Origin of the sequence: Acidovorax sp. MR-S7 (assembly GCF_000400995.2) — a bacterium.
GTDB lineage: Bacteria > Pseudomonadota > Gammaproteobacteria > Burkholderiales > Burkholderiaceae_C > MR-S7.
The window spans coordinates 25,774-51,846 of record NZ_DF238908.1; the positions used below are offsets into that span (position 1 = coordinate 25,774).

Here is a 26,073-nt window from a genome sequence, read left to right on the forward strand (position 1 = left end):
CCGCTGTGGCAATGAGCGCCCCGCCCCCCTCCCCCGCCCCGCTGTGGCGCGTATTCCTGCGCTTCCTGGGCCCCATGGTCCTGGCCAACCTGCTGCAGTCGCTGTCGGGCACGCTCAACGGCGTGTTCCTGGGCCGCATGCTGGGCGTGCAGGCGCTGGCGGCGGCATCGGCGTTCTTTCCCGTGCTGTTCGTGTTCATCGCCTTCATGATCGGCCTGGGCGCGGGCGCGTCGGTGCCCATCGGCCAGGCCTGGGGCGCGCGCCAGCCGGACAAGGTGCGCGCCATCGCCGGCACGGCGCTGGCGGTGGGCGTGCTCTTCGGCCTCGCGGCGGCCGTGCTCGGCGGCCTGTTCGCCGCGCCCGCCATGCGGCTGCTGGGCACGCCGCCCGACGTGCTGGAGACAGCCACCGCCTACGCGCGCGTGGTGCTGCTGGGCATGCCGGGGCTGTGCGTGTTCCTACTCGCCACCTCGCTGCTGCGCGGCGTGGGCGACACCGTGTCGCCCATGTGGGCCCTGCTGCTCTCGACCGGCGTGGGGCTGGTGGTCACGCCCGCGCTCATCGCGGGCTGGTGGGGGCTGCCCCGGCTCGGGGTGATGAGCGCTGGCGTATCCATGATCCTGGGCTTCACGCTGGCGCTGCTGTGGCTGGGCTGGCGGCTGCGCCGCATCCAGAGCCCGCTGGCGCCCGGCCGGGCGCTGTGGAGCGCGGTGCGCATCCAGCCCGCGCTGCTGCGCACCATCCTGCGCGTGGGCGTGCCCACGGGCGTGCTGATGGTGGCCACCTCGTTCGCGTCGCTGGTGGTGGTGTCGCTGGTCAACGGCTTCGGCTCCAGCGCCACGGCGGCCTATGGCGCGGTGAACCAGATCATGGGCTTCGCGCAGTTCCCCATCATCTCGGTGGCGATCACCGCCTCCATACTGGGCGCGCAGGCCATCGGCGCGGGCCGGCCCCAGCGGCTGGGCGCCATCGCGGCCACGGCGATCTGGATGAACCTGGCGATCGGCGCCACGCTGGCCCTGGCGGGCACCCTGTTCGCGCGGCCGCTGCTGGGGCTGTTCCTCACCGACGCGCAGGTGGTGGAAACCGCAGCGCACCTGCTGCACATCGTGCTGTGGAGCGGGCTGGTCTTCGGCTGCTTCGTGGTGCTCTCGTCGGTGATGCGCGCCAGCGGCGACGTGCTGGTGCCCACGGCCATCACCATCGGCGTGCTCGCGGTGCTGGAGCTGCCCCTGGCCTGGCTGCTCAGCCGCCACTTCGGCCTGACGGGCGTGTGGATGGCGTTCCCCCTGTCCTACAGCCTCACGCTCGCGCTGCAGGCCGCCTACTACCACCGCGTGTGGAAGCGCAAGCCCGTGCGCCAGATGGTCTGACGCGCGCGGACCTTCAGGCGCGCATCGCCGCGCCCTCGGCCGCCGCCGCGGTGGGGTTGGGCTGGGCCGCGCCGATCTTCGTGAGCCGGTTGCGGTCGGTGTGCAGGAAAGGCTCGGCGCGGTCGGGAGTGATGAGCGTGGTGGTCTGCTCGTACGACCAGGTGCCGTCGTCATGCACCGTGATCTCGACGACATAGCGCTCGGTGCGGAACGCCTGCTCCAGGAAGGGGTTGGAGCAGATGCCGTTCACCGTGGAGCCGCGCACCGCCTCCAGACGGAAGGTCTTCGCGTCCGCCGCGGCCTTGCCCATGGCCAGGGCCGTCTGGCCGCGCGGGATGGAGAGCGTCTGGATCAGCGTGCCCGTGGCGGGCTCCCACAGCCAATAGCCGACTTGGTCGTGGAAGGTCTCCACCTCGTTGGGCTCGACGATGCGCGTGTGGTAGCGCAGGCCGTAGTACAGCTGCGGGCCGTTGGTTTGCGCGTCGATGGGCTGCAGTTCGATGCGCTCGATGAACGCCTTGCGCTCCGGACCGTCGGCCTTGGGGTTCACGTCCAGCCCGCGCGCGCCCGTCCAGACGCCCGCGAGGGGCGCCAGCGGGCCGAGGTTGGCGAGGGTGTGCACGTCCGGCTCGGGCTCGGTGTAGATGTCCTTGGGGTAGGCGTAGTGGTCCATGAATCGAATGGCTCTGGGTATCAGCTATCAATTAGGGAGCTGCCTGCGCTCTCCATGCAAGGGTTTCGGACAAAAAACCATCTGAAAACCTTGCACATCAAGCGCTGGCAGCTCATTTTCTCGGAGCATCACACCGGCACGCCCACCAGGTCATGCCCCTGCGTGCCCACGATGCGCGCCTTCACGAAGTCGCCCACCTTGTAGGTCTTGCTGATCTTCTCGGGCGGCAGCAGGTGCACCACGCCGTCGATCTCCGGCGCATCGGCATAGCTGCGGCCCGTGCCGCCCTTCTTGCCCAGGCCGATGGACTGGTCCACCAGCACCTGCAGCGTCTGGCCCACGCGCTTTTGCAGCCTGGCGGTGGAAACCTCCTCGGCCACGGCCATGAAGCGCGCGCGGCGCTCCTCGCGCAACTCCATGGGCACCATCCCGGGCAGCGCGTTCGCCGTGGCGCCCTCCACGTCGCTGTAGGCAAAGCAGCCCGCGCGGTCGATCTGCGCGGCGCGCACGAAGTCGAGCAGATGCTCGAACTCTTCTTCCGTCTCGCCGGGAAAGCCCGCGATGAAGGTGCTGCGGATCACGATCTGCGGGCACGCCTCGCGCCAGCGCAGGATGCGCTCCAGGTTCTTCTCGCCGCTGGCGGGGCGCTTCATGCGCTTGAGCACGTCGGGGTGGCTGTGCTGCAGCGGCACGTCCAGGTAGGGCAGCACGTGGCCCTGGGCCATGAGCGGCAGGATGTCGTCCACGCTGGGGTACGGGTACACGTAGTGCAGCCGCACCCAGGCGCCGTGCGCCTGCGCCATCTCGCCCAGCGCCTGCACTAGCTCCAGCATGCGCGTCTTGACGGGCTTGCCGTCCCAGAAACCCGTGCGGTACTTCACGTCCACGCCGTAGGCGGAGGTGTCCTGGCTGATGACCAGCAGCTCCTTGACCCCGCCCTCGAACAGCGCCTTGGCCTCCTTGAGCACGTCGCCCACGGGGCGCGAGACGAGGTCGCCGCGCATCGAGGGGATGATGCAGAACGTGCAGCGGTGGTTGCAGCCCTCGCTGATCTTGAGGTAGGCGTAGTGCCGGGGCGTGAGCTTGATGCCCGCCTCCCCGAAGCCGCCCGGCACCAGGTCGATGAACGGATCGTGCGGCTTGGGGCAGTGCTGGTGCACCGCGTTCATGACCTCCTGCGTGGCGTGCGGCCCCGTCACGGCCAGCACGCTCGGGTGCACCTCCTGCACCAGCGTGCCGCCGTCCTTGCCCGCCTTGGCGCCCAGGCAGCCGGTGACGATCACCTTGCCGTTCTCGGCCAGCGCCTCGCCGATGGTGTCCAGGCTTTCCTTGACCGCATCGTCGATGAAGCCGCAGGTGTTGACGATGACCAGGTCCGCGCCGGCGAAGGTCTTGGAGGTTTCGTAGCCTTCGGCGCTGAGCTGGGTGAGGATCAGCTCGGAGTCGGTCAGCGCCTTCGGGCATCCGAGGGAAACGAACCCGACCTTGGGCGCCGCCGTGGAAATTTTCGTGGGGGAGAGTACTTCGCTCATCCCCGTATTGTCCCAGTTCCGACTCAGAGCGTGCTCAAGGTCTTTTCATGGAGCCCGCAAGGCAGCAAACAGCCGCAATCTAGGCGCGCACCGCAGGCCATGCTGGCGGCCTGGGCAAGGTGCGCAACGACGAGTGCGGCTGTTTGCTGCCTTGCCCGCAGGGTTGCCCCACCCAGGGAGCATCTGCCGTGTTGCAAATGCTCGCCGGGCCACCAGCCCGGCTGCGTTTTGCGCCTAACAGCTACCCCCTGGGTGGGGCAACGGGCTCCATGAAAAGACCTTGAACACGCTCTCAGCGTTTCTTGAGGCCGAACGCGCCCAGCATCTGCTCGGTCTGCTTTTGCATCTGCTCCTGCATCTGCAGGAACATGTTCTGCGACTGCTCCACGTAGTTGCCCATCATGCCCTTCACCAGCGGCGACTGCAGGTTCATGAACTGGGCCCACATCTCGGGCGTGAGCCCCTGCGACTGCTCGGCCAGCTTGGCCTGGATCTCGGTGAACATCTGCACGTTCTTTTCGAGGTAGGCGCCCATGAAGCCCTGCATGGCATGGCCGTAGAAGCGGATGATGTTGGCCAGCGCCGCCTCGCTGAACATGGGCGCGCCGCCCGCCTCCTCCTCCAGGATGATCTGCAGCAGGATGCTGCGCGTGAGGTCTTCGCTGCTCTTGGCATCGCGCACCACCACGTTCTCGCCCTCCATCACGAGCTGCTTGACCTCAGTCAACGTGATGTAGGTGGAGGTGGAGGTGTCGTACAGCCGGCGGTTGGGGTATTTCTTGATGACGCGTTGCGTAGGCTTCGGTTCTTGTGCGGGGTTCTGGTCTGGCACCGGCGGCTCCTGGATTCGTTGCCCTTCAGGCGTTGTATTGCAGTGCAACAGATTCTAGGCAGGCGGTGCCTGCGCAGCGCGCAGGAATACCCTGAGGCCCGGCCGTGAAAGCCGCCACGGCGCGCTGCGGCAGCGCAAGCGCACAAGCATGGCGGCGAGCTGCGGCCGGTTACCAGCGCACACAATCGCACAACGCCATTGCCACCTTTTTGGCACCGCCTGGATACAGTGGGGCTACGCATCTCAAGCGCCTTGAAACCACGCTTCTGATTTTCAGCTTCCGCTGCACCCTTGCTGCAGCAACGAAAGTACGGCATGGATACTAAGCTGCTTGAGGCCTCTGCCCGCACCGGGCATGCCGTCGTGCTGGTCGAACACGCGGATATCGACACCTTCCTGGCCCTGCGGGCGCAAGAGCTGGTCACGGGAGTTCTTCACGTCCTCCCTACCGGCGCACGCTACGCCACCGTCCACGGCTGACACCCGATGGGCGCGCGCTCCTCGCATTGAAGCAGTGCGTGCGGCAGCGGTCCCGCAGGTAGCCTCATCAGTCGCCAAGCCGGCTCGGTGTTGCTGCATTGGCTTGCCTGCTGGCCACCTTTCTTGAGAGGAGCCTTGAGTAGCTGTTTCGCCCCTGTCTCGGCAACTCCCATGCCTGTCAGCGCGCGCACGGCCTCCACTTCGGTGCCGGCGCCGGTCAGCGCGCCAGCCACCACCGAGAACGGTACGGTGATGCCGACGCCCACATAGGCGTCCTGCATAGGCAGCCTTTGAACAGTCAACACTTGGGGAGCCAAGCCTCCGAACACGCTGCCAAATTTTGGGGCGCTTTTTACTCTATTCCACAAGCCACGCCTCCAGCGCCGCGCGTACGGCCGTTGCCGTGGCAGGCGACACCTCGCACATTGGCAGTCGCAAGCCGCCGCCGCACAGCCCGCGCAGTTGCGCCGCGCGCTTGGCGGGGCCGGGGCTGCTTTCGGCGAACAGGGCACGGGTGAGCGGCAGCATGCGCGCGAAGAGCGCGCGCGCCTCGGGCAGGCGGGCCGCATCCATGTGGGCGCACAGTGCCGCCACTTCGGCAGGCAGGATGTTGGCGACCACCGAGATCACGCCCTGCCCGCCCAGCGCGAGGTATGGCAGGCTGGTGAAATCGTCGCCGCTGTACAGCGCGAAGCCCGGCGGCACGGCCAGCGCGATGTCGGCCGCGCGGGCCATGTCGCCCGTGGCGTCCTTGAGGCCCGCGATGCGCGGGTGGCGCGCCAGCTCGGCCACGGTGGCCACCTGCAGGTCGATCACCGTGCGGCCCGGCACGTTGTAGAGCACCAGCGGAAGCGCGGTCGCGTCGGCCTGCGCGCTGAAGTGCGCCACCAGCCCCCGCTGCGTGGGCTTGTTGTAGTACGGCACCACGCTGAGCAGCGAATCCGCGCCGCATTCCTCGGCGAAGCGCGCCAGCGCCACCGCCTCGGCCGTGGAATTGGCGCCCACGCCGGCCATGACGTGCGTGCGGCCCGCCGCGTGCGCCACCGCTGCCGCCAGCAGTTCGCGGTGCTCGGCGTGCGAGAGCGTGGCGCATTCGCCCGTGGTGCCGGCGATGACGATACCGGCCGTGCCCGCCCCGATATGCCAGTCGATCAGGCGGCGCAGCGCGGGCAGGTCGAGGCGCAGGTCGTCGGTGAACGGCGTGAGCAGCGCCACCAGGCTGCCGCGAGGCAGAGCCGGGCGCACGCCGGGAACGGGCGGTGTGTGCATGGGTAATCCAGGAGACTATGGAAACAGGAGCTGCTCGCGCCTGGTATTCAACGATCTCCGCATGAAAACCATGCGAAACCCTTTCACAAAAAGCGCAAGCAGCTATGAATTTTGATGATCACGCGGCGCGCAGGCGCACCACCTGGGGCTCCTGCAGGCGCTGCAGCAGTTGCGCCAGCTCGGCCTCGTAGGCCTGGCGCGCGGCTTCTTTCACGTGGCCGTAGCCGCGCACCTGCAGCGGCGCCTGGGCGATCTGCACGGCCAGCTCGTGCTGGTCGGGCCGCGCTTCCTTCAGCAGGCGCTGCACCAGGGCCTCGAACTGGTCGACCATGGCACGCTCGTGGCGGCGCTCCTCCGTGCGGCCGAAGGGGTCGAGCGCCGTGCCGCGCAGGAACTTCAGGCGCGCCAGCACGCCGAAGGCGGGCAGCATCCAGGCGCCGAACTCGCGCTTCTTGTCGCCCAGCAGCGGCGGTGCGAGATTGAAAGCCAGGCGCGGCGCGCCCTCGAACTGCGCATCGATCTGCGCGCGGAACGCGGGCGCGGCATACAGGCGCGCCACCTCGTACTCGTCCTTGTAGGCCATGAGCTTGAAGAAGCTCCGGGCCACGGCGCTGGTCAACTGTTCCTGGCCGGGCCACACGCGCGATTCGTGCGCGCGCACCGCATCCACCAGCGCCTTGAAGCGCGCGGCGTAGGCCGCGTTCTGGTAGCCGGTGAGGAACTCTACGCGGCGCTGCACGGCCTCGTCGAGGCTGGCGGCCTGCTTGCGCTGCACAGCGCCCGCGCTGGCCGCCACGGCCTGCGGATCGACCGCATGGCGGCGGCCCCAGCGGAAGGCGGCGAGGTTCATCTTCACGGCCGCGCCGTTGAGCTCGATGGCGCGCTCGATGGCCTGCGCGCCCACCGGCACCAGGCCGCGCTGGTACGCGGCACCGAGCATGAACAGGTTGGTGGCGATAGCATCGCCGCAAAGGGCCAGCGCCAGGCGCCCCGCGTCCACCAGCTCCAGGTTGTCCTCGCCGATGGCGCGCGCGATGGTCTTGACCAGCGGGTGGGCGGGGAACTGCATGTCCGGGTTCTGCGTGAAGGCGCCGGGCATCACCTCCTGCGTGTTGACGATGGCGCGCGTGGCGCCCTTGCGCGTCATGGCCAGCGTGTTGCCCGCGGCGGCCACGACGAGGTCGCAGCCGATCAGCGCATCGGCCCCGCCCGGCGCCACGCGCACGGCGGCGATCGCCTGGGGGCTGGCGCCGAAGCGCATGTGCGTCCACACCGAGCCACCCTTCTGCGCCAGGCCCGCCATGTCGAGCACGCCCACGCCCTTGCCTTCCAGGTGCGCGGCCATGCCCAGCAGCGCGCCGATGGTGACCACGCCCGTGCCGCCCACGCCGGTGATGACGAGGCTGTAGACGCCCTGCGCCAGGTCGGGCAGCGCGGGCTCGGGCAGGGGTGCTTCGAGACTGTCGCTCCCCGTGCCGCTGCCCTTCCTCAGCTTGCCGCCGCGCACGGTGACGAAGCTGGGGCAGAAGCCCTTGAGGCACGAGAAGTCCTTGTTGCAGGCCGACTGGTCGATGGCGCGCTTGCGGCCGAACTCGGTTTCCACCGGCACCACGGCCACGCAATTGGACTTCGCGCCGCAGTCGCCGCAGCCCTCGCACACGGCCTCGTTGATGACCAGGCGCATGTCGGGGTCGGGAAACTCGCCGCGCTTGCGCCGGCGGCGCTTCTCGGCCGCGCAGGTCTGGTCGTAGACCAGCACGCTGGTGCCGGGCACCTCGCGCAGTTCTCGCTGCACGGCGTCGAGCTCGTCGCGGTGGTGGATGGTCACGCCCGGTGCCCAGCCGGTCACGCCACCGTATTTGCCGGGGTCGTCCGTCACCACGGCAATGCGCGCCACGCCTTCGGCATGCACCTGCTGGGTCATGCGCACGGGGTCCAGCGGGCCGTCGTGGCGCTGGCCGCCGGTCATGGCGACGGCGTCGTTGTAGAGCAGTTTGAAGGTGATGTTGGTCTTGGCCGCCACGGCCGCGCGCACGGCGAGCAGACCCGAGTGGAAATAGGTGCCGTCACCCATGTTCTGGAACATGTGGGGGCGCCTGGAGAACGGCGCCTCGCCCACCCAGGCCATGCCCTCGGCGCCCATCTGCGTGTAGCCCAGCGTGCCGCGGTCCATGCTCTGCGCCATCCACGAGCAGCCGATGCCCGCGTAGCCACGGCTTCCCTCGGGGATGCGCGTGGAGGTGTTGTGCGGGCAGCCCGCGCAGAAGTAGAAGCTGCGCGCCATCACGTCCACCGCGCCCAGCACGGGCTTGCGGCGCGCGAGCGCGTGGGTCGTCTCCAGCAGCGCCGGGTCGATCTCGGCCAGGCGGTGGCCCAGCACCTGGGCGATCATCGCGGCGTCCAGCGCCAGTTCGGTGCGGAACAGCTTGGCGCCGCGTTCGTCCTTCTTGCCGATAACCTGCGGCGCGCCGAGCCGGCCGTAGAGGATGTCCTTGAGCTGCGCCTCCAGCAGCGCGCGCTTTTCCTCGATGACGATGACCTTGTCCAACCCCAGCGCGAATTCGGCGATGCCCTCGGGCTCCAGCGGCCAGACCAGGCCAGCCTTGTAGACCGCCAGGCCCAGCGCCTGCGCGCGCGCCTCGTCGATTCCCAGGTCTGCCAGCGCCTGGCGCAGGTCGAGCCAGCTCTTGCCCGAGGTGACGATGCCGATGCGCGCGCCCTCGCGCTGCCCGAACGCCACGCGGTCGATGCGGTTGGCGCGCGCGAAGGCGCGCACGGCATCGAGCTTGTGGTTGACCAGCCGGTATTCCTGCGCATGCGGCGTGTCCGGCAGGCGGATGTTGAGGCCGTCCGGCGGCATGTCCGGCAGCTCAGGCAGCGTGAAGGACGGGCCGGCCTCGTGCACCTCCACCGAGCCCGAGGCGTCGGCCGTGTCCTTGATGCACTTCATGCCCACCCAGCAGCCGGAGTAGCGCGACAGCGCCCAGCCGTAGAGCCCATGTTCGATCAGCTCGGACACGCCCGCGGGCGAGAGGATGGGCATCTGCGCATCGACCAGCGCGAACTCGCTCTGGTGGCAGGTGGTGGACGACTCGCAGGTGTGGTCGTCGCCCATGAGCACCAGCACGCCGCCGTTTTTCGAGCTGCCCGCCAGGTTGCCGTGGCGGAAGGCGTCGCCCGAGCGGTCCACGCCCGGCCCCTTGCCGTACCAGATGGAGAACACGCCGTCGAAGCGACCCTCCCCGCCGATCTCCGCCATCTGGCTGCCCCAGACGGCCGTGGCGGCCAGGTCCTCGTTCACGCCGGGCACGAAGACCACGTCGTGCGCCTGCAGGTGCTTGCGCGCCTTCACCAGCTGGTCGTCGAACGTGCCCAGGGGCGAGCCCCGGTAGCCCGTGATGTAGCCCCCGGTGTTCAGGCCCGCAGCGCGGTCGCGGCGCTTTTGCATCATGGGCAGGCGCACCAGGGCCTGCACGCCGGTCAGGTAGACCGTGCCCTCGGTAGCCGTGTACTTGTCGTCCAGGCCCACGGCCCGCAGGCTGCTGCCAACGCTCAGATCGCTCATTCCCAGTGTCCTCGTGCTTAAACCTGTTGCAAAAGTGTAGACACTTATGAAGACATAAGTCAATAAAATGAAGAATCCCCTGTGGCGTACGGCTCCCGGAGCCGCTGGGCCGATGAACAGGCGGGCCTAGAATGCGTTCTCTCACCCGTTGTCCAAGAGCACCATGGCAGTCAAGAAAAAATCCAACAAGGAAAGCGCGCACGTGCCTCAGACACGCGATGCCAGCAGCGTCGAGCGCCTGTACCTCGAGCTGCGCGAACGCGCCATGCGCTACGACTTCCGCCCCGGCGCGCGCATCAACGAGCAGGCGCTGGGCCGGGAGTTCGGCATCAGCCGCCCGCCGCTGCGCGAAGCCCTGAACCGGCTGGTGGCCGAGGGCTTCCTTGATTTCGTGATGAACAAGGGCTTCTACCGCAAGGCCATCAGCGTGGAGGAGCTCTACAACCTCTATCAGGTGCGCATCGCGCTGGAGCGCCGCGCCCTCTTCCTGGCCGTGGAAAACGCCACCGATGCGGAAATAGAAAGCCTGCGCGCCTACTGGGACGGCGTGATGGCCGAGGCGCCGGGCATGTCCATCGGCGACCTGCTGCTGGCCGACGAGGAATTCCACCGCCGCCTCACCGCCATGTCGCACAACAAGGAGCTGAGCCAGTTCCTGGAGCAGGTGACGCGCCGCATCCACGTTGCGCGGCACATCGACCTGGAGCAGTCCGACTGGAACACGCGCGCCTTCAACGCCCACGCCCAGCTGCTGGACCTTCTGCAGGCCCGCCAGCTCGAGCCCGCGCTGCAGGCGCTCAGCGAGCACATCGACCTGAGCCTCAAGCGCGCCGTGCAGATCACCAAGGAGATGGTGGCCAAGTTCTTTTTGCAGGACCAGAGCTGGTCGTCCTCCCAGGCGCCGGGGCAATAGCACGGCCGCTGCCGCATGGATGCCCTGCCCGTCCTCTACTCGTTCCGCCGCTGCCCCTATGCCATGCGCGCCCGGCTGGCGCTCGCGGCCAGTGGCCAGGCGTGCGAGCTGCGCGAGGTGGCGCTGCGCGACAAGCCGGCCGCGCTGCTGGCCGCGTCGCCCAAGGCCACCGTGCCCGTGCTCGTGCTGCCTGGACGGGTGATTGAGCAAAGCCTGGACATCATGCGCTGGGCACTGCAGCGGCACGATCCGTACGGCTGGCTGGCGCCCGCGCACGGCAGCATGGAGAAGATGATGGAACTCATCGCCCAATGCGACGGCCCCTTCAAGCACGCGCTGGACCGTTGCAAGTACCCCCAGCGCCACCCTGGCGCCGACCCGGACGTGGAGCGCGCATCCGCCAACGCATGGCTATCGGAGCTGGAGCAGCGACTGGCCTTGCACGGCGGCTGCTTGTCGGGGCCGCGCGCCTGCCTAGCGGACATGGCCATCGCGCCCTTCGTCCGTCAGTTCGCGGGCATTGATCCTGCGCAGTGGGAGGCGTCTGCCTTGCCCCTGCTGCGCGGATGGCTGGCGCGGTGGCAAGGCTCCCTGCTGTTCGAGCGCATCATGCACAAATACGAGGTATGGCGGCCCGGCGCCGTGCCGGCGCTCTTTCCGCCAGACTGAAAGGGCTCAGCCCCTGCGCCCGTCCCGTACCAACAGCGCCAGCAGTACGAGGCCGAATGCCACGAAGCACACGAAGGACCAGTTGGCGATGGAGCCGCCCAGGAAGGTCCAGTCCACCGCGCTGCAGTCGCCCGAGCCGCGGAAGATCATGGGAATGGCGCGGCTTAGGGAATAGTTCTCGATCATCCCGTAGAAGTCGCGCCCGCAGGTGGCGACCTCGGGCGGGTACCACTGCAGCCAGGTCTGGCGCGCGGCCACGAAGGCGCCGAAGCCCGCCGTCAGCAGGGCCGCAACGCTCCACCCCTTCCACCAGCCACGCCCGCGCCCGGCGCTCGCCAGGCCCGTGAAGACGGCCACGCCGATGAGCGCATAGCGCTGCACGATGCACATGGGGCACGGCTCCAGGCCCACCACGTGCTGCAGGTACATGCCGAAGGCGAGCATGCCCACGCAGGCCACGCTGATGAGCGCCAGGATGCGGCGCGGGGCGGTTTCGATCCAGTTCAACAACACTTTTCTTTTTTCCTTGTGGGGCCGGGCCGGACACCCGGGCCCCGCAAGGGGGCGCGGGCGTCAGATGCCGGCGGCTTGGTCCAGAAACACCTTGGCGCGGCGCGGTGTGACCACCAACGTCTCGCCTTCGCGCAGCCCCATGTCGTGGAACTGCTGCGCCGGGATCTGCGCTTCGATCAATGCGTCCGAGTCCGCATTGTCCGCCGATTGGGTGTTGCCTTCGGGAATTAGTTCCAGCCGCGCGATCGGCCCCACGACGATGGCGCGCGAGAGCTGCGCCACGATGCCGCTGGGGCGCCCGTGCGCGTCCAGCGCCTGGCCGGGCGAGTAGCGCTCCACGTCCAGGTCGTGCGGGCGCACGTAGGCGAAGGCGCGCGTGCCGTCGGCATGGCCCGCCTCGGGGCTATCGAGCTGCATGCCGTCGTCCAGGTGGATGCGCCCGTCGCTCGCGCGGCCCTTGAACAGGTTCACGTCGCCGAGGAAGCCGTAGACGAAGGGGCTGGCGGGGTTGTCCCACACCTGCTGGGGCGTGCCCTGCTGCTCAATCCTGCCCTGGTTGATGACGACCACGCGGTCGGCCACTTCCAGCGCCTCCTCCTGGTCGTGCGTCACGAAGATGCTGGTCACGTGCAGTTCGTCGTGCAGGCGGCGCAGCCAGCGGCGCAGTTCCTTGCGCACCTTGGCGTCCAACGCGCCGAAGGGCTCGTCGAGCAGCAGCACCTTGGGCTCCACGGCCAGCGCGCGCGCCAGGGCGATGCGCTGGCGCTGGCCGCCCGAGAGCTGCGAGGGGTAGCGGTCTGCGATCCAGTCGAGCTGCACCAGCTTGAGCAGGCTCATGACCTTTTCCTTGATCTTCGCCTCGCTCGGGCGTTCGCCGCGCGGCTTCATGCGCAGGCCGAAGGCCACGTTGTCGAACACGGTCATGTGGCGGAACAGCGCGTAGTGCTGGAACACGAAGCCCACGCCGCGCTCGCGCACGTGCACGTCGGTCGTGTCTTCGCCGCTGAAGTGGATGCTGCCCACGTCGGGCGTTTCCAGCCCGGCGATGATGCGCAGCAGCGTGGTCTTACCGCAGCCCGAGGGGCCCAGCAGCGCGATGAGCTCGCCCGAAGCGATGTCCAGGCTCACGTCGCGCAGCGCCTGGAAGTCGCCGAACTGCTTGCTAACGTTGCGGATTTCGATGCTCATGGTGTGCTTTCTTTCAGGGCCGGGGCCGCTCGGGCGGCAGCTCACCGGCGGACTTCATCTCTTGCTCGTTGCGCCATTCGGCCACCGACTTGATGACCAGCGTGACCAGCGCCAGCAGCGCCAGCAGCGAGGCGGCGGCGAACGCGGCGACCGACTGGTATTCGTTGTAGAGGATCTCCACGTGCAGCGGAATCGTGTTGGTCTGCCCGCGGATGTGGCCCGAGACGACCGACACCGCGCCGAACTCGCCCATGGCGCGCGCGTTGCAGAGGATCACGCCGTACAGCAGGCCCCACTTGATGTTGGGCAGCGTCACGTGCCAGAAGGTCTGCCAGCCGCTCGCGCCGAGCACGATGGCGGCCTGCTCCTCGTCGTTGCCCTGCGCCTGCATCAGCGGGATCAGCTCGCGCGCGATGAACGGGAAGGTGACGAACACGGTGGCGAGCACGATGCCCGGCACGGCGAAGATGATCTTGATGTCGTGCTCGGCCAGCCACGGGCCGAACCAGCCGTGCGCGCCGAACACCAGCACGTACATCAGGCCCGCGACCACAGGCGAGATGGAGAACGGCAGGTCGATCAGCGTGGTGAGGAACGCCTTGCCCTTGAACTCGTACTTGGCGATGCACCACGCCGCCGCCACGCCGAAGACGAGGTTCAGCGGCACGGCGATCACGGCGGTGAGCAGCGTGAGTTGGATCGAAGACCAGGCATCGGGCTCCTTCAAGCCCGCCAGGTAGGCATCCACGCCCTTGCGCAGCGCCTCGGTGAACACCGCCGCGAGCGGCAGCACGAGGAACAGCAGCAGGAAGACCATGGCGACGCTGATAAGCGTCCACTTGGCCCAGGGCGCCTCGGTCGTGCCCGCCTTGGCGCGGCGGATGGTGCGGGTTGCGGCGCTCATACCGGCGCCCCCGCATGGCGGCGCTGCCAGGCCTGCAGCGCGTTGATGACCAGCAGCATGACGAAGGAGATGACCAGCATCACCACGGCCACGGCCGTGGCGCCCGCGTAGTCGTACTGCTCCAGCTTGCCGATGATGATGAGCGGCGTGATTTCCGAAACCATGGGCATGTTGCCTGCGATGAAGATGACCGAGCCGTATTCGCCCACCGCGCGCGCGAAGGCCATGGCGAAGCCCGTGAGCAGCGCGGGCGTGATGGCCGGCAGGATCACGTGGCGGAAGATCTGCCAGCGCGTCGCGCCCAGGCTGGTCGCGGCCTCTTCCAGCTCCTTCTCGGAGTCTTCGAGCACCGGCTGCACCGTGCGCACCACGAACGGCAGGCCGATGAAGATCAGCGCGATCACGATGCCGTTGGGGTTGAACGCGAGCTGGATGCCCAGCGGCTCCAGGTACTGTCCGATCCAGCCGTTGCCCGCCAGCAGCGCGGTGAGCGAGATGCCCGCCACGGCCGTAGGCAGCGCGAAAGGCAGATCCACCAGCGCATCGACGATCTTCTTGCCGGGGAACTGGTAGCGCACCAGCACCCAGGCGATCAGCAGGCCGAACACGAGGTTCACGCACGCCGCGATGAACGACGCGCCGAACGTGAGCCGGTACGAGGCCAGCACGCGCGGCGCGGCCACGGCCTCCCAGAACTGGGGCCAGGTCATCGTGAACGTCTTGAACAGCAGCGCCGTCAACGGGATGAGCACGATGATGCTCAGGTAGAACAGCGTGTAGCCCAGCGTCAGGCCGAAGCCGGGCAGCACGCGCTTGCGCGCGCGCTTGGGAGGCGTGGTCATGTCGGGCTTACTTGCCAGGGGTGTAGAGCTTGTCGAACTGGCCACCGTCGTTGAAGTGCACCTTCTGCGCCTCGGTCAAGCTACCGAAGTACTTGGCCACGGTGAACTGCTGGATGGGCTTGAACAGGTCGGCGTGCTTCTTCAGCACCGCTTCGGAGCGCGGGCGGATGGCATGCTTGGCGGCGATTTCCTGCGCTTCGTCGGAATAGAGGTAGTCCAGGTAGTCCTTGGCGAGTTGCGCCGTGCCCTTCTTCGCCACGGTGCGCTCCACGACGGCCACGGGATTCTCGGCCGTGACGCTCACCGACGGATAGACCGCATCTACCTTGCCCTTGCCGAACTCGCGCTCGACCGACACCACTTCCGATTCGAACGTGATCAGCACGTCGCCGATGTTGCGTTGCAGGAAGGTGGCCGTCGCGTCGCGCCCACCCTTGGCGAGCACAGGCACGTTCTTGTAGAGCTTGCCCACGAATTCCGCCGCCTGCGCGTCGGTGCCGCCCTTCTCGCGCACCGAGCCCCAGGCGCCCAGGTAGGCGTAGCGGCCGTTGCCGCCGGTCTTGGGGTTGACCACGACGACCTTCACGTCGGGGCGCACCAGGTCGTCCCAGTCCTTGATGTTCTTGGGGTTGCCGTGGCGCACCAGGAACAGCATGGTGGAGGTGGTGGGCGATGCGTCGTGCGGGAACTTCTTGGCCCAGTCCTTGGCGACCACGCCGTTGTCGGCGAGGAACTGCACGTCGGTCGTGGTGTTGAACGTGACCACGTCGGCGGCCAGGCCGTCGTTCACGGCACGCGCCTGGGCGCTGGAGCCGCCGTGGGCCTGGTCGACCTTCACGTCGACACCCTTGGTCTTCTTGTAATGGGCGACGAAGGCGGCGTTGTAGTCCTTGTAGAACTCGCGCGCCACGTCGTAGGACACGTTGAGCAGCCCGTTGGCCTGCGCCGATGCGAGCCCGCTGGCGGCCAGCGCCAGGGAAGCGATGAGGGTCTTGAGCTTGGAGGTCGAAGTCATGTTGTGCGTCGCCGGTTGCTGTGAATGGAGGCATTGTCCCGACGGTCGCTTAAAACTCAAAAGAATATATTTTTGTAAATTAATCGCCTTTTGGAATAAAGAAAGCATCTGAAGCCAAAATGGCCTCCAGCGCTTGTCCATCAAGCGCAAGCAGCTATGGTTAAGAGAGCAAAACCGCTCAGGCCAGCGCCAGCCGGGGCGCTTTGGCCCGCGCACCTGCGACGGGTGCGGGCTCCGCATCGCCCAGCACCGAGTGCAGCAGCGCCCAGCCCAGCGGCCATTCGCCGTGGCCCGACTCCACGTTGATGTGGCCCGCCTGCTGCAGGCGCACGAACTCGCTGCCCCACGCCCGGGCGTAGGCACCCGCCAGGCGGATCGGGCAGAACGGGTCGTTGCCGCTGGCCACGAGCACGCTGCGGTAGGGCAGCTGCGCATAGGGCACGGGGGCGAAGTCGCTGAGCACCGCACGGCGCTCCGGGTCGGCGGGCGCCACCAGCAATGCACCGCGGATGCGCGCCGCCGCCTGGGCACCCAGGTGCGTGGTGGCGATGCAGCCGAGGCTGTGCGCGACGATCACCACCGGGTGTGGTGCGGCGAGCAGGGTGGCCTCCAGCGTAGCCACCCAGGCTGCGCGCGAGGGCGACTCCCAGTCGTCCTGCACCACGCGCACCGCACCGGGCAGGCGCTGGGCCCAGAGGCTTTGCCAGTGGCCCGGCCCCGAGTCGCGCCAGCCCGGCACGATGACGACGGAGCACCGTGCGCCGTCACCGCCGGTGTCCGTGCTGTCCTGGGCTGCCGCCACGCCATCGCTTGCTTGCATGATGGGCGGATTGTGCGAGTCGGCCCTTCAAACCCAAACGAATATATCGTTGTGAATTTATAGGCAAATGATCTATGTAGAGGTAGCGCTGCTGCACAGCTTGGCATGGCGCGGCACGGCCTCGCCCAGGTAGTCCAGGAAGCTGCGCACCGCCGGCGACAGCCCCCGCCGCGAGGCGAAGACCGCGTGCACGATGCCCCTCGGCTGCGACCACTCGGGCAACAGCTGCACCAGCCGGCCGGCTTCCAGCTCCGCCTGGCACATGTAGTCGGGCAGCCAGCACAGGCCCGTGCCGGCCAGGGCGGCGAAGCGCAGGGTGAGCAGATCGTCGGCCACGTAGCGCGGGGTGAAGTGCACCGTTTCCTCGCGCCCGCCGGGGCCGATCAGGCACAGGCTGGTGCGCCCGTCGGTGGCGGACATGGCCATGGTGTCCATGCGCGCCAAGTCGTCCAGCGTGGCGGGCGTGCCCTGGCGCGCGAGCTGCGCCGGGCTGGCCACCAGCAGCTGGCGCCCCTCGTCCAGCCGCTTGACCACCATGCTGCCGCTCTCGTCCAGGGTGAGGCGCACGCGCAAGGCCACGTCCACGCCCTCCTCCACCACGTTGACCACGCGGTTGGTGACCTGCATCTCCAGGCGCACCAGCGGGTGGCGCGCCAGGAAGGCCGGCATCAGCTCGCCCAACACTTCCTGCGCCAACGTCACCGGGCAGGTCACGCGCACCGTGCCGCGCGGTTCCGAATGCACCTGGGCCACCGTGTCCTCCGCGGCCTGGGCCGATTCGCGCATGGACAGGCAGTGGCGCAGGTAGGCCTCGCCCACTTCCGTGAGCGACAGCGTGCGCGTGGTGCGCTGCAGCAGGCGCACGCCCAGGCGCGCCTCCAGTTCGGCCACGCGGCGCGACAGGCGCGACTTGGGAATGCCCAGCGCCCGCCCGGCCGCGGCGAAGCCGCCGCGCTCGGCCACCTCGGCGAAATACAGCATGTCGTTCAGGTCTTGCATGGTATTGAATTGAAATTCAGGACAATCTATCGCAATATTGCCGGCTTATCAAACATTCACACCAAAATCACAATAGCTCCATCGCCCCACCCTCGGGGCCCCATTCCTACCGGAGCTTTCCATGCAACTGCTGCACATCGATTCCGCCGTGACCGGCGAACAGTCCGTCTCCCGCCTGCTCACGGCGCAGATCGTCCAGGCCTGGAAGGCCGCCCACCCCGGCACCCAGGTGGATTACCTGGACCTGGTCGAGAACGCCCCCGCCCACTTCACCATGGACGCCATGGCCCCGCGCACCGGCCAGACCGAGGGACTCACCGAGGCCCAGCAGCGCGAGAACGCCGTGTCCGAGCGCCTGGTGCGCCAGTTCCTCGCGGCCGACGTGGTGGTGATCGGCGCGCCGTTCTACAACTTCGCCATTCCCACGCAGCTCAAGGCCTGGATCGACCGCCTCGCCCAGCCCGGCCGCACCTTCCGCTACACGGCCGACGGCCCCGAGGGCCTCGCCAAGGGCAAGACGGTGGTCATCGCCTCCAGCCGGGGCGGCGTGTATTCCACCAGCGACGCCGGCCGCGCCATGGACCACCAGGAAAGCTACCTGCGCACGGTGCTGGGCTTCTTCGGCGTGACCGACGTGCGCATCGTGCGCGCCGAGGGCGTGGGCATGGGCCCCGACGCCAAGGCCCAGGCGCTGGCCGCCGCCACCCAGGCCATCCAGGCCGAAGTGCAGGCCCGCGCCGCCAACCAGGCGCGCATCGCACAGGCCGCCTGAGCGGGCGCCCCATGCAAAAAAACCCGGCCATGCCTGTGCGGCATGGCCGGGTTTTTTTATATGAAAATCGCCTCTAGCGCTTATCCATCAAGCGCTGGCAGCTATCAGTTCAGGAGTGACGCTTGACCCAGGCTACGTACTTGTCCACCCAGCCCTGCAGGAAGGCGCGGCTGGCTTCGCCGATATTGCCGTCGGCGTCGAACAGGCCGTCCTTGGCGTGGACGAAAGCCTCGGGCTGGCCCAGCGTGGGCATGTCCAGGTAGGCCAGCACGTTGCGCAGGTGCTGCTGCGCCAGCGCGGTGCCGATGGCACCGATGGACGTGCCCACCACCCCGGCGGGCTTGCCCGCCCAGCAGCTCTGGCCGTAGGGGCGCGAGCCGTGGTCCAGCGCGTTCTTGAGCACGCCCGGAATGGAGCGGTTGTACTCCGGCGTGACGAACAGCACGCCCTGCGCGGCCGCGATCTCGCCCTTCAGGCGGCGCACCGCTTCGGCCTGGTTGCCATCGTCGTCCTGGTTGTACAGCGGCAGATCGTCGATGCGCACCTGTTGGAACTCGAAATCCTGCGGCGCCAGGCGCGCCAGCGCCGTGGCCAGCTTGCGGTTGAACGAGTCCTTGCGGAGGCTGCCGACGACGACGGCGATGCGGTACGTGCTCATGAAAACCCTTTCAAAGGAGAGGAGGGAAAAATCACCAGCCCGCCAGCACCGAGCCCTTGAACTGCGTGTCGATGAAGCGGCGGATCTCGTCGTTATGGTAGGCCTTCACGAGCTGCGCCACCCACGGCTTGTTCTTGTCGGCTTCACGCACGACGAGGATATTCACGTACGGGCCGTCCGGGTTCTCCTGCGCGATGGAGTCGGTCTTGGGGTTGAGCCCGGCCGAGATGGCGAAGTTGGTGTTGATGGCCGAGGCGTCCAGGTCGTCCAGCGAGCGCGGCAGCTGCGCGGCGTCCAGCTCCACGAACTTCAGCTTCTTGGGGTTGCTCACCACGTCCAGCGGCGTGGCCTTCAGCCCCGCGCCGTCCTTGAGCTTGATGAGGCCCTGCGCCTGCAGCAGCAGCAGCACGCGCCCGCCGTTGGTGGGGTCGTTGGGAATGCCGAAGCGCGCGCCCTCCTTCAGGTCGGCCAGCTTCTTGACCTTCTTGGAGTACAGCCCGATCGGGAAGGTGACGGTGTTGGCCGCCACGGCGAAGGGGTAGCCGCGGTCCTTGATCTGCGCATCCAGGTAGGGCTTGTGCTGGTAGCTGTTGGCGTCCAGGTCGCCCGAGGCCAGCGCCGCGTTGGGCTGCACGTAGTCGCTGAACTCCACGACCTGCAGCTTCAGGCCCTGCTTTTCCGCCACCTTCTTGACCTGCTCGAAGATCTGCGCATGCGGGCCGGCCGTCACGCCGATCTTGATCGGCTTGTCCTGCGCCAGCGCGGCGGGCGAAAGGCCGGCCGCCAGGGCCAGCGCGAGGGTCGATTGGAGCAGGGAGCGCTTGTTCACGAAAAATACCTTTCGATGGAGAGATGACGCGCATCCTAGGTGCTCCCGTACAGCGCAAAAACGAATAAATTTTCATTTCCACACAACCCATGCATATAAGCATCACTCCGACCAGTCGATGCCCTTCCACTGGGCGGCTTCGCCGAGGATGGCGGCATCGGCCTGCCGGATGGTGCCCGGCACCGCGTCGAGCCCGAGATTGACCAGCTTTTCCTGCACCCGCGGCGACTGCAGCGCCTTCTGCAATGCCTCGTGGAGCGTGTGGACCACCCCGTCGGGCGTGGCCGCAGGCGCGACCAGCGCATACCAGGGCTGCACCTTGAAGCCCGGGTAGCCGCTCTCGGCCACCGTGGGCACGCGCTCCCAGCCGCGCAGGCGCTTCTCGCCCGTGGTGGCCAAAGCGACGAGCGCGCCCGAGTCCACATGCTGTCGCGCTATCAGGGGGCTCACGAATGCCACCGGCACACGCCCCGCCAGCAGGTCCGGCACGAATTCGCCCGTGCCCTTGTACGGCACGTGGGTCATCTTCACCTGGGCCTGCTGGTTGAACAGCACACCGCCCAGATGGGGGGAAGTGCCTTTGCCGCCGGAGGGGAATGAGAAGGCCTCCGGCCGCGCCTTGGCAGCCTGCGCGAGTTCGGCAATGGAGCGGATGCCGGCAGATGGGTGCGCCACCGCTACGACGGGTCCCTGGGCCACCAGGCCGATGGCCCGGAAATCCGGCAGCCTGTAGGGCAGGTTGTCGAAGATGACGGTGTTGATCGCCAGCGCGCTCCCGGGTAGCGCGATCGTGTACCCGTCGGACGGCGCGCGCGCCGCGGCCGCCGTGCCGATGTTCCCGGCGGCGCCTGCCTTGTTCTCGATGACCACCGGAACCTTCAGTTCCTTCGACAGCTCGGCGGACAGCGTGCGCGCAATCACGTCGTTCGGCCCGCCCGGCGGGTAGGGAACGATGAGCGTGATCGGCTTGCTGGGGTATTGGACCTCCTTGGCCAGCAGGTCCGAGCCGGCGGTCGCCGCCAGCAGCGCAGAGAGGACCAAGGCACGCTTATGCATGATGAACCCCCTGCGCGTGCGCGGCTGCAGGAAAGGCGACGCGGTGGTCCGCATGGATGGCGAACGTTTCGAAATGCCGCGGCAGTACCTGGGTGGACCGGGGCGACACCTCCTGCACTTCGCGCTGGAAGGACACCGCCTGCTCCAGCGCGGACGACTGGTCCGCGTCATAGGGATAGGTCTGCACGTCCCAGTGGGTGGCGACGACCACCTTGGGCAGGCCCGTGGCTTTCAGGAGGCGCGCCGTGTATTGCCAGACCTGCAGGCGCGGACGGGCCGCCGGCACGAGAATGACCGATGGGGTCAGCCCCTGCACCTCCCGCTCGATGTAGTTCATCGAGCCGAACAGCAGCATCTCGTGCTGGCGGAACCGGATGAGATAGCCGAAGGTACCGCCTTCGGAGAAGGCCTTCAGAGGCAGCGGCCCCTTCAGCCCCTCAGGGACGATTCCCGCATCGAAATAGCATTTGTCGCACAGGGCCGAATGCAGGCTGGGAATGACCCGGATCGATATTTCACCGAAATCGTAATCCTCGCCGCCGCGCACGGTAATCAGCCGGTCTTCTTCCACGCCATAAGCGCTAGCGATATTGGTCGCGCTGTAGGAGCCGATGACCAGCGCACCCGTTTTCCTGGCGATATAGGGCATGTCCATGCAGTGGTTGAAATGCGCATGGGACAGCAGAATATGCGTCGCCTCGTCGATATGCCGGTCGATGACGGCCGTATCGCTTTCCACAATATCGTCGAAGCTGTGCGCCGGCCGCTCGTCCCCGGGAGCCGCGTTGGCGGGGAGCATGCCGAACCGCTTGCCGGAATAGCGCAGCCGCGTGAAATAGGGATCGAGCAATACCGTGTGTTTGCCGTCCGTGATTTTCCAGGCAGCGGCCCCGTAATGCGTTAACTCGATCCTGCCGTCGTCGAAATATACCTTGCCCATTTTCTACCCGTTGCGATGTGAATCCCCCATGGTATTCACGGCATCGACTGGTGAAAAATGCGCTTTTCGATGATCCATGTGTGGAAAACGAATTTGGTTTTGACACCCCCCAAAAACGCACAAGGCCCTTGCATTGCAAGGGCCTCGTCGGTGGGTAACGGGGTGGGTGACTCAGCGATGGCTCAGGCGCCGCACGGCCCAGTCGCCCAGGCTCTGGATGGCCTGCACGAAGAAGATCAGGATGACCACCACCGCCAGCATGATGTCGGGCAGGAAGCGCTGGTAGCCGTAGCGGATGCCCAGGTCGCCCAGCCCGCCGCCGCCGATGGCGCCGGCCATGGCCGAGTAGCCCGTGAGGCTCACGAAGCTGATCGTCAGCCCCGCCACGATGCCGGGCAGCGCCTCGGGCAAGAGCACCTTCCAGACGATCTGCCAGGTGGTGGCGCCCATGGACTGGGCGGCTTCCACCAGGCCGTTGTCCACCTCGCGCAGCGCGGTTTCCACCAGCCGCGCGATGAAGGGCGCGGCGGCGATGGTCAACGGCACCACGGCCGCCCAGGTGCCGATGGACGAGCCCGTGATGAAGCGCGTGAACGGGATGATGGCCACCAGCAGGATGATGAACGGCGTGGAGCGCACGGCGTTCACGATCCAGCCCACGATCTTGTTGGCCGGGCCGTTCTCCAGCACGCCGCCCGCGTCGGTCAGGCGCAGGAACACGCCCAGCGGAATGCCCACGAGGCCGCCCACCACGCCGGAGACGCCGACCATGATGAGCGTCTCCCAGAGCGACGTGACGAACAGCTCCAGCATCATTTCGGAAAAATTCTCGAACATCTCAGTTCACCTCCACGGTGTTGACCACCACGCCCTGAGTGCGCAGGTAGTCGATGGCCGCGCCGATGCGTGCCATGGAACCGCTGGCGTACACCGCGAGCGAGCCGAAGGTCTGCTCCTGGATCTCGTCGATCTGCCCGTGCAGGATGGACAGGTCCAGCCCCAGCTCGCGGATCAGGTGCGAGAGGATGGGCTCGTAGGCCTGCTCGCCCGCGTACGACAGGCGCATCAGCTGCCCGCTGTCTCCCGGCGCCAGGCGCGCGGCCAGGGCGCGCACGCGCGCGAGCACGCTGGCGGGCAGCTCCTGCGGCACGATCTCGTCGATCAGGCTCTTGGTGATGTCCTGCCGGGGGCGGGTGAAGATCTCGACCACCGGCCCCATTTCCACGATGCGGCCCGCGTCGATGACGGCCACGCGGTCGGCGATCTGCTTGATGACCTGCATCTGGTGCGTGATGAGCACCACCGTCACGCCCAGCTCGCGGTTCACCTGGCGCAGCAGGTCGAGGATGGAGCGCGTGGTCTCCGGGTCCAGCGCGGAGGTGGCCTCGTCCGACAACAGCACCTTGGGGTTGCTGGCCAGCGCGCGGGCGATGCCCACGCGCTGCTTCTGCCCGCCGGAGATCTGCGCCGGGTAGCGGTCGGCCAGGTGGGCCAGGCCCACCAGTTCCAGCAGCGGCCCGACGCGCTGCCGGATCGCGGCCCCGGACATGCCCGCCAGCTCCAGCGGCAGGGCGGCGTTCTCGAACACCGTGCGCGAGGACAGCAGGTTGAAGTGCTGGAACACCATGCCGATCTCGCGGCGCGCAGCACGCAGCGCAGCGTCGTCCAGCTGCGTCATGTCGCGTCCGGCCACCACCACCTGGCCCTTGGTCGGCCGGTTGAGCAGGTTGATGACGCGCACCAGCGAGCTCTTGCCCGCGCCGGAGCGGCCGATGATGCCGAACACCTCGCCGGGCGTGACATGCAGGTCGATGCCGCGCAGGGCCTCGACGGGGCCTTGCGGGCCCGGGTAGATCTGGGTGATACCCCTGAGTTCGATCATGAGCAATACAAGCGCAAACGCCGCGCGGAGCCCGGGCGGCGTGGACTGCGGTTCAATGGAAGCGGCTGAATGTAATGGCCCGCCATGACAAGCACAACGAACAAAAAGCTGGGTGGTTAGACAGCCTCGTCATGAGGCCGCCGCTTGCCCTTCAGCTCCTGAAAACATAGCTGCATGCGCTGGATGCGCAAGCCGAGGAGCGGTATTTTACGCCCCGGCCGGCGCGCTGCCGCAACTGCCCATCATCTGGCGTACCTTGTCCACGAAGGCCGGCGCATCGAACGGCTTCACCAGCAATTCCATGTTGCAGCCCAGCAGGTTGGGGCTGGCAGCCGCCCGTTCGGCGTAGCCAGTCATGAGCAGTACGCGGATGTCCGGCAGCTTCTCGCACGCGAAGTCGGCCACCTGCCGGCCGTTGGGGCCGGGCAGCCCTACGTCGGTGACCAGCAGGTCGAAGTGCAACGCGCCCGACAGCAGCACCATCGCCTCGTGGCCGGTGGCCGCCTGCATCACCTGGAAGCCCATGTCGCGCAGCAGTTCCACCACCAGCGCGCGCACGGTGGTGTCGTCCTCCACCACCAGCACGGAGTCGCGCCGCTTGGCGGCGGCCTGCAGGTCCAGCCGCGGGTACGGCTCGTCGCTGGGCGACTGCTCTGTGCGCGGCAAGTACAGGTGCATGGTGGTACCGCTGCCGGGGCGGCTGTCGATCTCCACCGCGCCGCCGGTCTGGCGCATGTAGCCGTAGATCATGGACAGCCCCAGCCCCGTGCCCTGGCCGATGGGCTTGGTGGTGAAGAAGGGGTCAAACGCGCGCTCGATCACGTCCGGCGTCATGCCCGTGCCCGTGTCCGCCACGCTCACGCGCACGTAGTCGCCCGGCGCCAGGCCGCCCGGCCCTTCGTGGCTGCCGGGCTGCGCCGCGACTACCACGTTGGCGGCGGACACGCGCAGGTCGCCACCGCCAGGCATGGCGTCGCGCGCATTGATGGCCAGGTTCAGCACCGCGCTCTCAAACTGGTGCCGGTCGGTGCGCACGCTCCACAGGCCCTCGGGCAGATCGCTGGACAGCGTGATGTTCTCCACGCAACTGCTGCGCAGCATGGGCTCGAGCCCGCGCAGCACGGCCGCCACGTCGGTAGGCCGCACGTCCAGCGGCTGGCGGCGCGAGAACGCCAGCAGCCGCTGCGTGAGCGAGGCCGCGCGCCGCGCGGAAGCCAACGCCGACTCGATATAGCGCTCCACCTCCTGCGTGCGCCCCTGCTGCAGCCGCCGGTGCATGAGCTGCAGCGGCAGCATGATGCCCTGCAGCATGTTGTTGAAGTCGTGTGCGATGCCGCCGGTGAGCTGGCCGATGGCCTCCATCTTCTGGCTCTGGCGCAGGCGCTCCTCGACCTCGGCCAGGGCCTTCTCGCGCATCAGGTCCTCGGTCACGTCGCGCCCCACGGCATGCACGAAGCCGTCGGCCGCGACCACCGACCAGGCGATCCAGCGCACCTCGCCGCTGCGCTGCACGAAGCGCAGGCGCAACTGGCGCCGCGGCGTGCCGGTGCTCAGCAGCGTGGTCTCCACGTCGAGCGCCTGCACGTCGCCCTCGAACACGAAGTCGCGCACATGGCGCCCCACGCTCTCGCCCTCGCTCCATCCCAGGGCCGCCGTCCAGCCAGGGTTGGCGGCGACGATGACGCCGTCGAAGCGCGAGACGATCATCAGCGCGTCCGAGATTTCCCACAGCCGGTCGCGGTCTGCCGTGCGCTCGACCACCTGCTGCTCCAGCGATGACGCCTCCTCGCGCAGCAGCTGCTGGGCCTTGTGGGCCTGCGTGGTCTCGATCACCGTGTCCACCCAGCCCGCAACCATGCCGTGCTCGTCGCGCACGGGGCTGTAGCAGAAGGTGAAGTAGGCCTGCTCGTCGTAGCCGTAGCGGCGCACCACCAGCGGCATGTCGGCGAGGAAGGTGGCCTCGCCCGCCCGCGCACGCGCGGCGATGGGGCCTATCGTGTCCCACGCCTCCGCCCAGACCTCGTGGAACGGCCGGCCCAGCGCCTCGGGCTTGTCGCCCAGGATGGTGCGGAAGGCGTCGTTGTAGAGCGTGGTCTGGTGCTCGCCCCAAACCAGGCACTTGGGGAAATGCGAGGCCAGCACCATGTCCAGCGCCACGCGCAGCGCCAGGGGCCAGGTGTCGATGGGGCCCAGCGGATGCGCGGCCCACGGATAGGCGCGCACCTTCTCGCTCATGTCGCCAGGTGCCCGGGGAAAGGTTGCGGCAGGGAGCTTGGAATCGGCCATAGATGCGCTGTGGTGGGTGCTGCGCCAGTCTAGCCGCGAACGGACGGCAGCGGGCACCGCGCG

At 67.9% G+C, this 26,073-nt stretch carries 25 protein-coding genes; 5 read left to right on the forward strand and 20 right to left on the reverse strand.

The genetic code is table 11. The annotated features are described in order from the left end of the window. Positions 1-11: 11 nt before the first annotated feature. Positions 12-1,373 (forward strand): MATE family efflux transporter, encoded by a 1,362-nt coding sequence (locus AVS7_RS06120; protein WP_020227542.1) that lies wholly within the window; start codon positions 12-14, stop codon positions 1,371-1,373. A gap of 13 nt (positions 1,374-1,386) precedes the next feature. On the opposite strand, the gene AVS7_RS06125 is transcribed toward AVS7_RS06120, so the two are convergent. The 3 genes from AVS7_RS06125 to phaR all read right to left on the reverse strand — a co-directional run bounded on the left by AVS7_RS06125 (position 1,387) and on the right by phaR (position 4,410). After that, positions 1,387-2,046 (reverse strand): FABP family protein, encoded by a 660-nt coding sequence (locus AVS7_RS06125; RefSeq protein WP_020227543.1) that lies wholly within the window; start codon positions 2,044-2,046, stop codon positions 1,387-1,389. Positions 2,047-2,174: 128 nt separating this feature from the next. Continuing rightward, positions 2,175-3,578, reverse strand: a complete 1,404-nt coding sequence (gene rimO / locus AVS7_RS06130) for a 30S ribosomal protein S12 methylthiotransferase RimO (protein ID WP_020227544.1) — start codon at positions 3,576-3,578, stop codon at positions 2,175-2,177. A gap of 292 nt (positions 3,579-3,870) precedes the next feature. Continuing rightward, entirely contained in the window at positions 3,871-4,410 is a 540-nt protein-coding gene (gene phaR, locus AVS7_RS06135) for a polyhydroxyalkanoate synthesis repressor PhaR (protein ID WP_020227545.1), read from the reverse strand. A gap of 315 nt (positions 4,411-4,725) precedes the next feature. Between phaR and AVS7_RS24700 the strand changes: the two genes are divergently transcribed. Then, complete coding sequence (locus tag AVS7_RS24700) at positions 4,726-4,890, forward strand: hypothetical protein (RefSeq protein WP_024001034.1); 165 nt, start codon at positions 4,726-4,728, stop codon at positions 4,888-4,890. On the opposite strand, the gene AVS7_RS06145 is transcribed toward AVS7_RS24700, so the two are convergent. The 3 genes from AVS7_RS06145 to AVS7_RS06155 form a co-directional block, all read right to left on the reverse strand. Further along, a complete protein-coding gene (locus AVS7_RS06145) occupies positions 4,869-5,171 on the reverse strand; it encodes a hypothetical protein (protein WP_020227547.1) in 303 nt (100 codons plus the stop codon). The genes AVS7_RS24700 and AVS7_RS06145 overlap by 22 nt on opposite strands. Before the next feature lie 76 nt (positions 5,172-5,247). After that, a complete protein-coding gene (gene dapA / locus AVS7_RS06150) occupies positions 5,248-6,159 on the reverse strand; it encodes a 4-hydroxy-tetrahydrodipicolinate synthase (RefSeq protein WP_020227548.1) in 912 nt (303 codons plus the stop codon). 118 nt (positions 6,160-6,277) lie between these two features. Beyond that, complete coding sequence (locus AVS7_RS06155) at positions 6,278-9,724, reverse strand: indolepyruvate ferredoxin oxidoreductase family protein (RefSeq protein WP_020227549.1); 3,447 nt, start codon at positions 9,722-9,724, stop codon at positions 6,278-6,280. A 163-nt stretch (positions 9,725-9,887) separates the two neighbouring features. On the opposite strand from AVS7_RS06155, the gene AVS7_RS06160 reads away from it, so the two are divergent. Continuing rightward, a complete protein-coding gene (locus tag AVS7_RS06160; protein ID WP_034690190.1) occupies positions 9,888-10,637 on the forward strand; it encodes a GntR family transcriptional regulator in 750 nt (249 codons plus the stop codon). A 15-nt stretch (positions 10,638-10,652) separates the two neighbouring features. Next, positions 10,653-11,306, forward strand: coding sequence for a glutathione S-transferase (locus AVS7_RS06165; RefSeq protein ID WP_020227551.1), 654 nt, complete (start codon positions 10,653-10,655; stop codon positions 11,304-11,306). A gap of 6 nt (positions 11,307-11,312) precedes the next feature. Here the strand turns inward: AVS7_RS06165 and AVS7_RS06170 are convergent, their stop codons facing one another. The 7 genes from AVS7_RS06170 to AVS7_RS06200 all read right to left on the reverse strand — a co-directional run bounded on the left by AVS7_RS06170 (position 11,313) and on the right by AVS7_RS06200 (position 17,587). After that, on the reverse strand, positions 11,313-11,819 hold the full coding sequence (locus AVS7_RS06170; RefSeq protein ID WP_034690154.1) for a disulfide bond formation protein B: 507 nt from the start codon (positions 11,817-11,819) through the stop codon (positions 11,313-11,315). 60 nt (positions 11,820-11,879) lie between these two features. Continuing rightward, complete coding sequence (locus AVS7_RS06175) at positions 11,880-13,007, reverse strand: sulfate/molybdate ABC transporter ATP-binding protein (protein ID WP_020227553.1); 1,128 nt, start codon at positions 13,005-13,007, stop codon at positions 11,880-11,882. A gap of 13 nt (positions 13,008-13,020) precedes the next feature. Next, on the reverse strand, positions 13,021-13,911 hold the full coding sequence (cysW, locus tag AVS7_RS06180) for a sulfate ABC transporter permease subunit CysW (protein ID WP_020227554.1): 891 nt from the start codon (positions 13,909-13,911) through the stop codon (positions 13,021-13,023). Then, a complete protein-coding gene (gene cysT / locus AVS7_RS06185) occupies positions 13,908-14,753 on the reverse strand; it encodes a sulfate ABC transporter permease subunit CysT (protein ID WP_020227555.1) in 846 nt (281 codons plus the stop codon). The genes cysW and cysT overlap by 4 nt, the downstream gene beginning before the upstream one ends. A gap of 7 nt (positions 14,754-14,760) precedes the next feature. Then, complete coding sequence (locus tag AVS7_RS06190) at positions 14,761-15,768, reverse strand: sulfate ABC transporter substrate-binding protein (RefSeq protein ID WP_020227556.1); 1,008 nt, start codon at positions 15,766-15,768, stop codon at positions 14,761-14,763. Positions 15,769-15,946: 178 nt separating this feature from the next. Continuing rightward, a complete protein-coding gene (locus tag AVS7_RS06195) occupies positions 15,947-16,588 on the reverse strand; it encodes an alpha/beta hydrolase (protein ID WP_020227557.1) in 642 nt (213 codons plus the stop codon). A gap of 72 nt (positions 16,589-16,660) precedes the next feature. Continuing rightward, complete coding sequence (locus AVS7_RS06200) at positions 16,661-17,587, reverse strand: LysR family transcriptional regulator (RefSeq protein ID WP_020227558.1); 927 nt, start codon at positions 17,585-17,587, stop codon at positions 16,661-16,663. A 121-nt stretch (positions 17,588-17,708) separates the two neighbouring features. Between AVS7_RS06200 and AVS7_RS06205 the strand changes: the two genes are divergently transcribed. Beyond that, complete coding sequence (locus AVS7_RS06205; protein ID WP_020227559.1) at positions 17,709-18,359, forward strand: FMN-dependent NADH-azoreductase; 651 nt, start codon at positions 17,709-17,711, stop codon at positions 18,357-18,359. A 109-nt stretch (positions 18,360-18,468) separates the two neighbouring features. Here AVS7_RS06205 and AVS7_RS06210 read toward each other — a convergent pair whose 3' ends face one another. The 7 genes from AVS7_RS06210 to AVS7_RS06240 all read right to left on the reverse strand — a co-directional run bounded on the left by AVS7_RS06210 (position 18,469) and on the right by AVS7_RS06240 (position 25,959). Continuing rightward, positions 18,469-19,017, reverse strand: coding sequence for an NADPH-dependent FMN reductase (locus AVS7_RS06210; RefSeq protein WP_020227560.1), 549 nt, complete (start codon positions 19,015-19,017; stop codon positions 18,469-18,471). A 31-nt stretch (positions 19,018-19,048) separates the two neighbouring features. Beyond that, positions 19,049-19,846 (reverse strand): MetQ/NlpA family ABC transporter substrate-binding protein, encoded by a 798-nt coding sequence (locus AVS7_RS06215; RefSeq protein ID WP_020227561.1) that lies wholly within the window; start codon positions 19,844-19,846, stop codon positions 19,049-19,051. Between the two features lie 102 nt (positions 19,847-19,948). Further along, positions 19,949-20,956 carry a tripartite tricarboxylate transporter substrate binding protein gene (locus AVS7_RS06220; protein WP_049696856.1) on the reverse strand — a complete coding sequence of 336 codons (1,008 nt, stop codon included), beginning with the start codon at positions 20,954-20,956 and terminating at the stop codon, positions 19,949-19,951. Further along, a complete protein-coding gene (locus AVS7_RS06225; RefSeq protein ID WP_024001037.1) occupies positions 20,895-21,842 on the reverse strand; it encodes an MBL fold metallo-hydrolase in 948 nt (315 codons plus the stop codon). The genes AVS7_RS06220 and AVS7_RS06225 overlap by 62 nt, the downstream gene beginning before the upstream one ends. Positions 21,843-22,013: 171 nt before the next feature. Continuing rightward, on the reverse strand, positions 22,014-22,679 hold the full coding sequence (locus AVS7_RS06230; protein ID WP_020227564.1) for a methionine ABC transporter permease: 666 nt from the start codon (positions 22,677-22,679) through the stop codon (positions 22,014-22,016). A gap of 1 nt (position 22,680) precedes the next feature. Further along, positions 22,681-23,724 (reverse strand): methionine ABC transporter ATP-binding protein, encoded by a 1,044-nt coding sequence (locus AVS7_RS06235; RefSeq protein ID WP_020227565.1) that lies wholly within the window; start codon positions 23,722-23,724, stop codon positions 22,681-22,683. Positions 23,725-23,931: 207 nt separating this feature from the next. Beyond that, entirely contained in the window at positions 23,932-25,959 is a 2,028-nt protein-coding gene (locus AVS7_RS06240) for a PAS domain-containing sensor histidine kinase (RefSeq protein ID WP_020227566.1), read from the reverse strand. Positions 25,960-26,073: the final 114 nt, after the last annotated feature.

Excerpts from the sequence above, each read along its gene's own strand:
- AVS7_RS06235 (WP_020227565.1), bottom strand. The coding sequence starts at position 23,724 with ATGATCGAACTCAGGGGTATCACCCAGATCTACCCGGGCCCGCAAGGC.
- dapA (WP_020227548.1), bottom strand. The coding sequence starts at position 6,159 with ATGCACACACCGCCCGTTCCCGGCGTGCGCCCGGCTCTGCCTCGCGGC.
- AVS7_RS06225 (WP_024001037.1), bottom strand. The coding sequence starts at position 21,842 with ATGGGCAAGGTATATTTCGACGACGGCAGGATCGAGTTAACGCATTAC.
- AVS7_RS06210 (WP_020227560.1), bottom strand. The coding sequence starts at position 19,017 with ATGAGCACGTACCGCATCGCCGTCGTCGTCGGCAGCCTCCGCAAGGAC.
- cysT (WP_020227555.1), bottom strand. The coding sequence starts at position 14,753 with ATGACCACGCCTCCCAAGCGCGCGCGCAAGCGCGTGCTGCCCGGCTTC.
- AVS7_RS06155 (WP_020227549.1), bottom strand. The coding sequence starts at position 9,724 with ATGAGCGATCTGAGCGTTGGCAGCAGCCTGCGGGCCGTGGGCCTGGAC.
- AVS7_RS06175 (WP_020227553.1), bottom strand. The coding sequence starts at position 13,007 with ATGAGCATCGAAATCCGCAACGTTAGCAAGCAGTTCGGCGACTTCCAG.
- AVS7_RS06230 (WP_020227564.1), bottom strand. The coding sequence starts at position 22,679 with ATGTTCGAGAATTTTTCCGAAATGATGCTGGAGCTGTTCGTCACGTCG.
- AVS7_RS06195 (WP_020227557.1), bottom strand. The coding sequence starts at position 16,588 with ATGCAAGCAAGCGATGGCGTGGCGGCAGCCCAGGACAGCACGGACACC.
- AVS7_RS06125 (WP_020227543.1), bottom strand. The coding sequence starts at position 2,046 with ATGGACCACTACGCCTACCCCAAGGACATCTACACCGAGCCCGAGCCG.
- rimO (WP_020227544.1), bottom strand. The coding sequence starts at position 3,578 with ATGAGCGAAGTACTCTCCCCCACGAAAATTTCCACGGCGGCGCCCAAG.
- AVS7_RS06190 (WP_020227556.1), bottom strand. The coding sequence starts at position 15,768 with ATGACTTCGACCTCCAAGCTCAAGACCCTCATCGCTTCCCTGGCGCTG.
- AVS7_RS06160 (WP_034690190.1), top strand. The coding sequence starts at position 9,888 with ATGGCAGTCAAGAAAAAATCCAACAAGGAAAGCGCGCACGTGCCTCAG.
- AVS7_RS06220 (WP_049696856.1), bottom strand. The coding sequence starts at position 20,956 with ATGCGGACCACCGCGTCGCCTTTCCTGCAGCCGCGCACGCGCAGGGGG.
- cysW (WP_020227554.1), bottom strand. The coding sequence starts at position 13,911 with ATGAGCGCCGCAACCCGCACCATCCGCCGCGCCAAGGCGGGCACGACC.
- AVS7_RS06120 (WP_020227542.1), top strand. The coding sequence starts at position 12 with ATGAGCGCCCCGCCCCCCTCCCCCGCCCCGCTGTGGCGCGTATTCCTG.
- AVS7_RS06240 (WP_020227566.1), bottom strand. The coding sequence starts at position 25,959 with ATGAGCGAGAAGGTGCGCGCCTATCCGTGGGCCGCGCATCCGCTGGGC.
- AVS7_RS06200 (WP_020227558.1), bottom strand. The coding sequence starts at position 17,587 with ATGCAAGACCTGAACGACATGCTGTATTTCGCCGAGGTGGCCGAGCGC.
- AVS7_RS06205 (WP_020227559.1), top strand. The coding sequence starts at position 17,709 with ATGCAACTGCTGCACATCGATTCCGCCGTGACCGGCGAACAGTCCGTC.
- AVS7_RS24700 (WP_024001034.1), top strand. The coding sequence starts at position 4,726 with ATGGATACTAAGCTGCTTGAGGCCTCTGCCCGCACCGGGCATGCCGTC.
- AVS7_RS06165 (WP_020227551.1), top strand. The coding sequence starts at position 10,653 with ATGGATGCCCTGCCCGTCCTCTACTCGTTCCGCCGCTGCCCCTATGCC.
- AVS7_RS06145 (WP_020227547.1), bottom strand. The coding sequence starts at position 5,171 with ATGCAGGACGCCTATGTGGGCGTCGGCATCACCGTACCGTTCTCGGTG.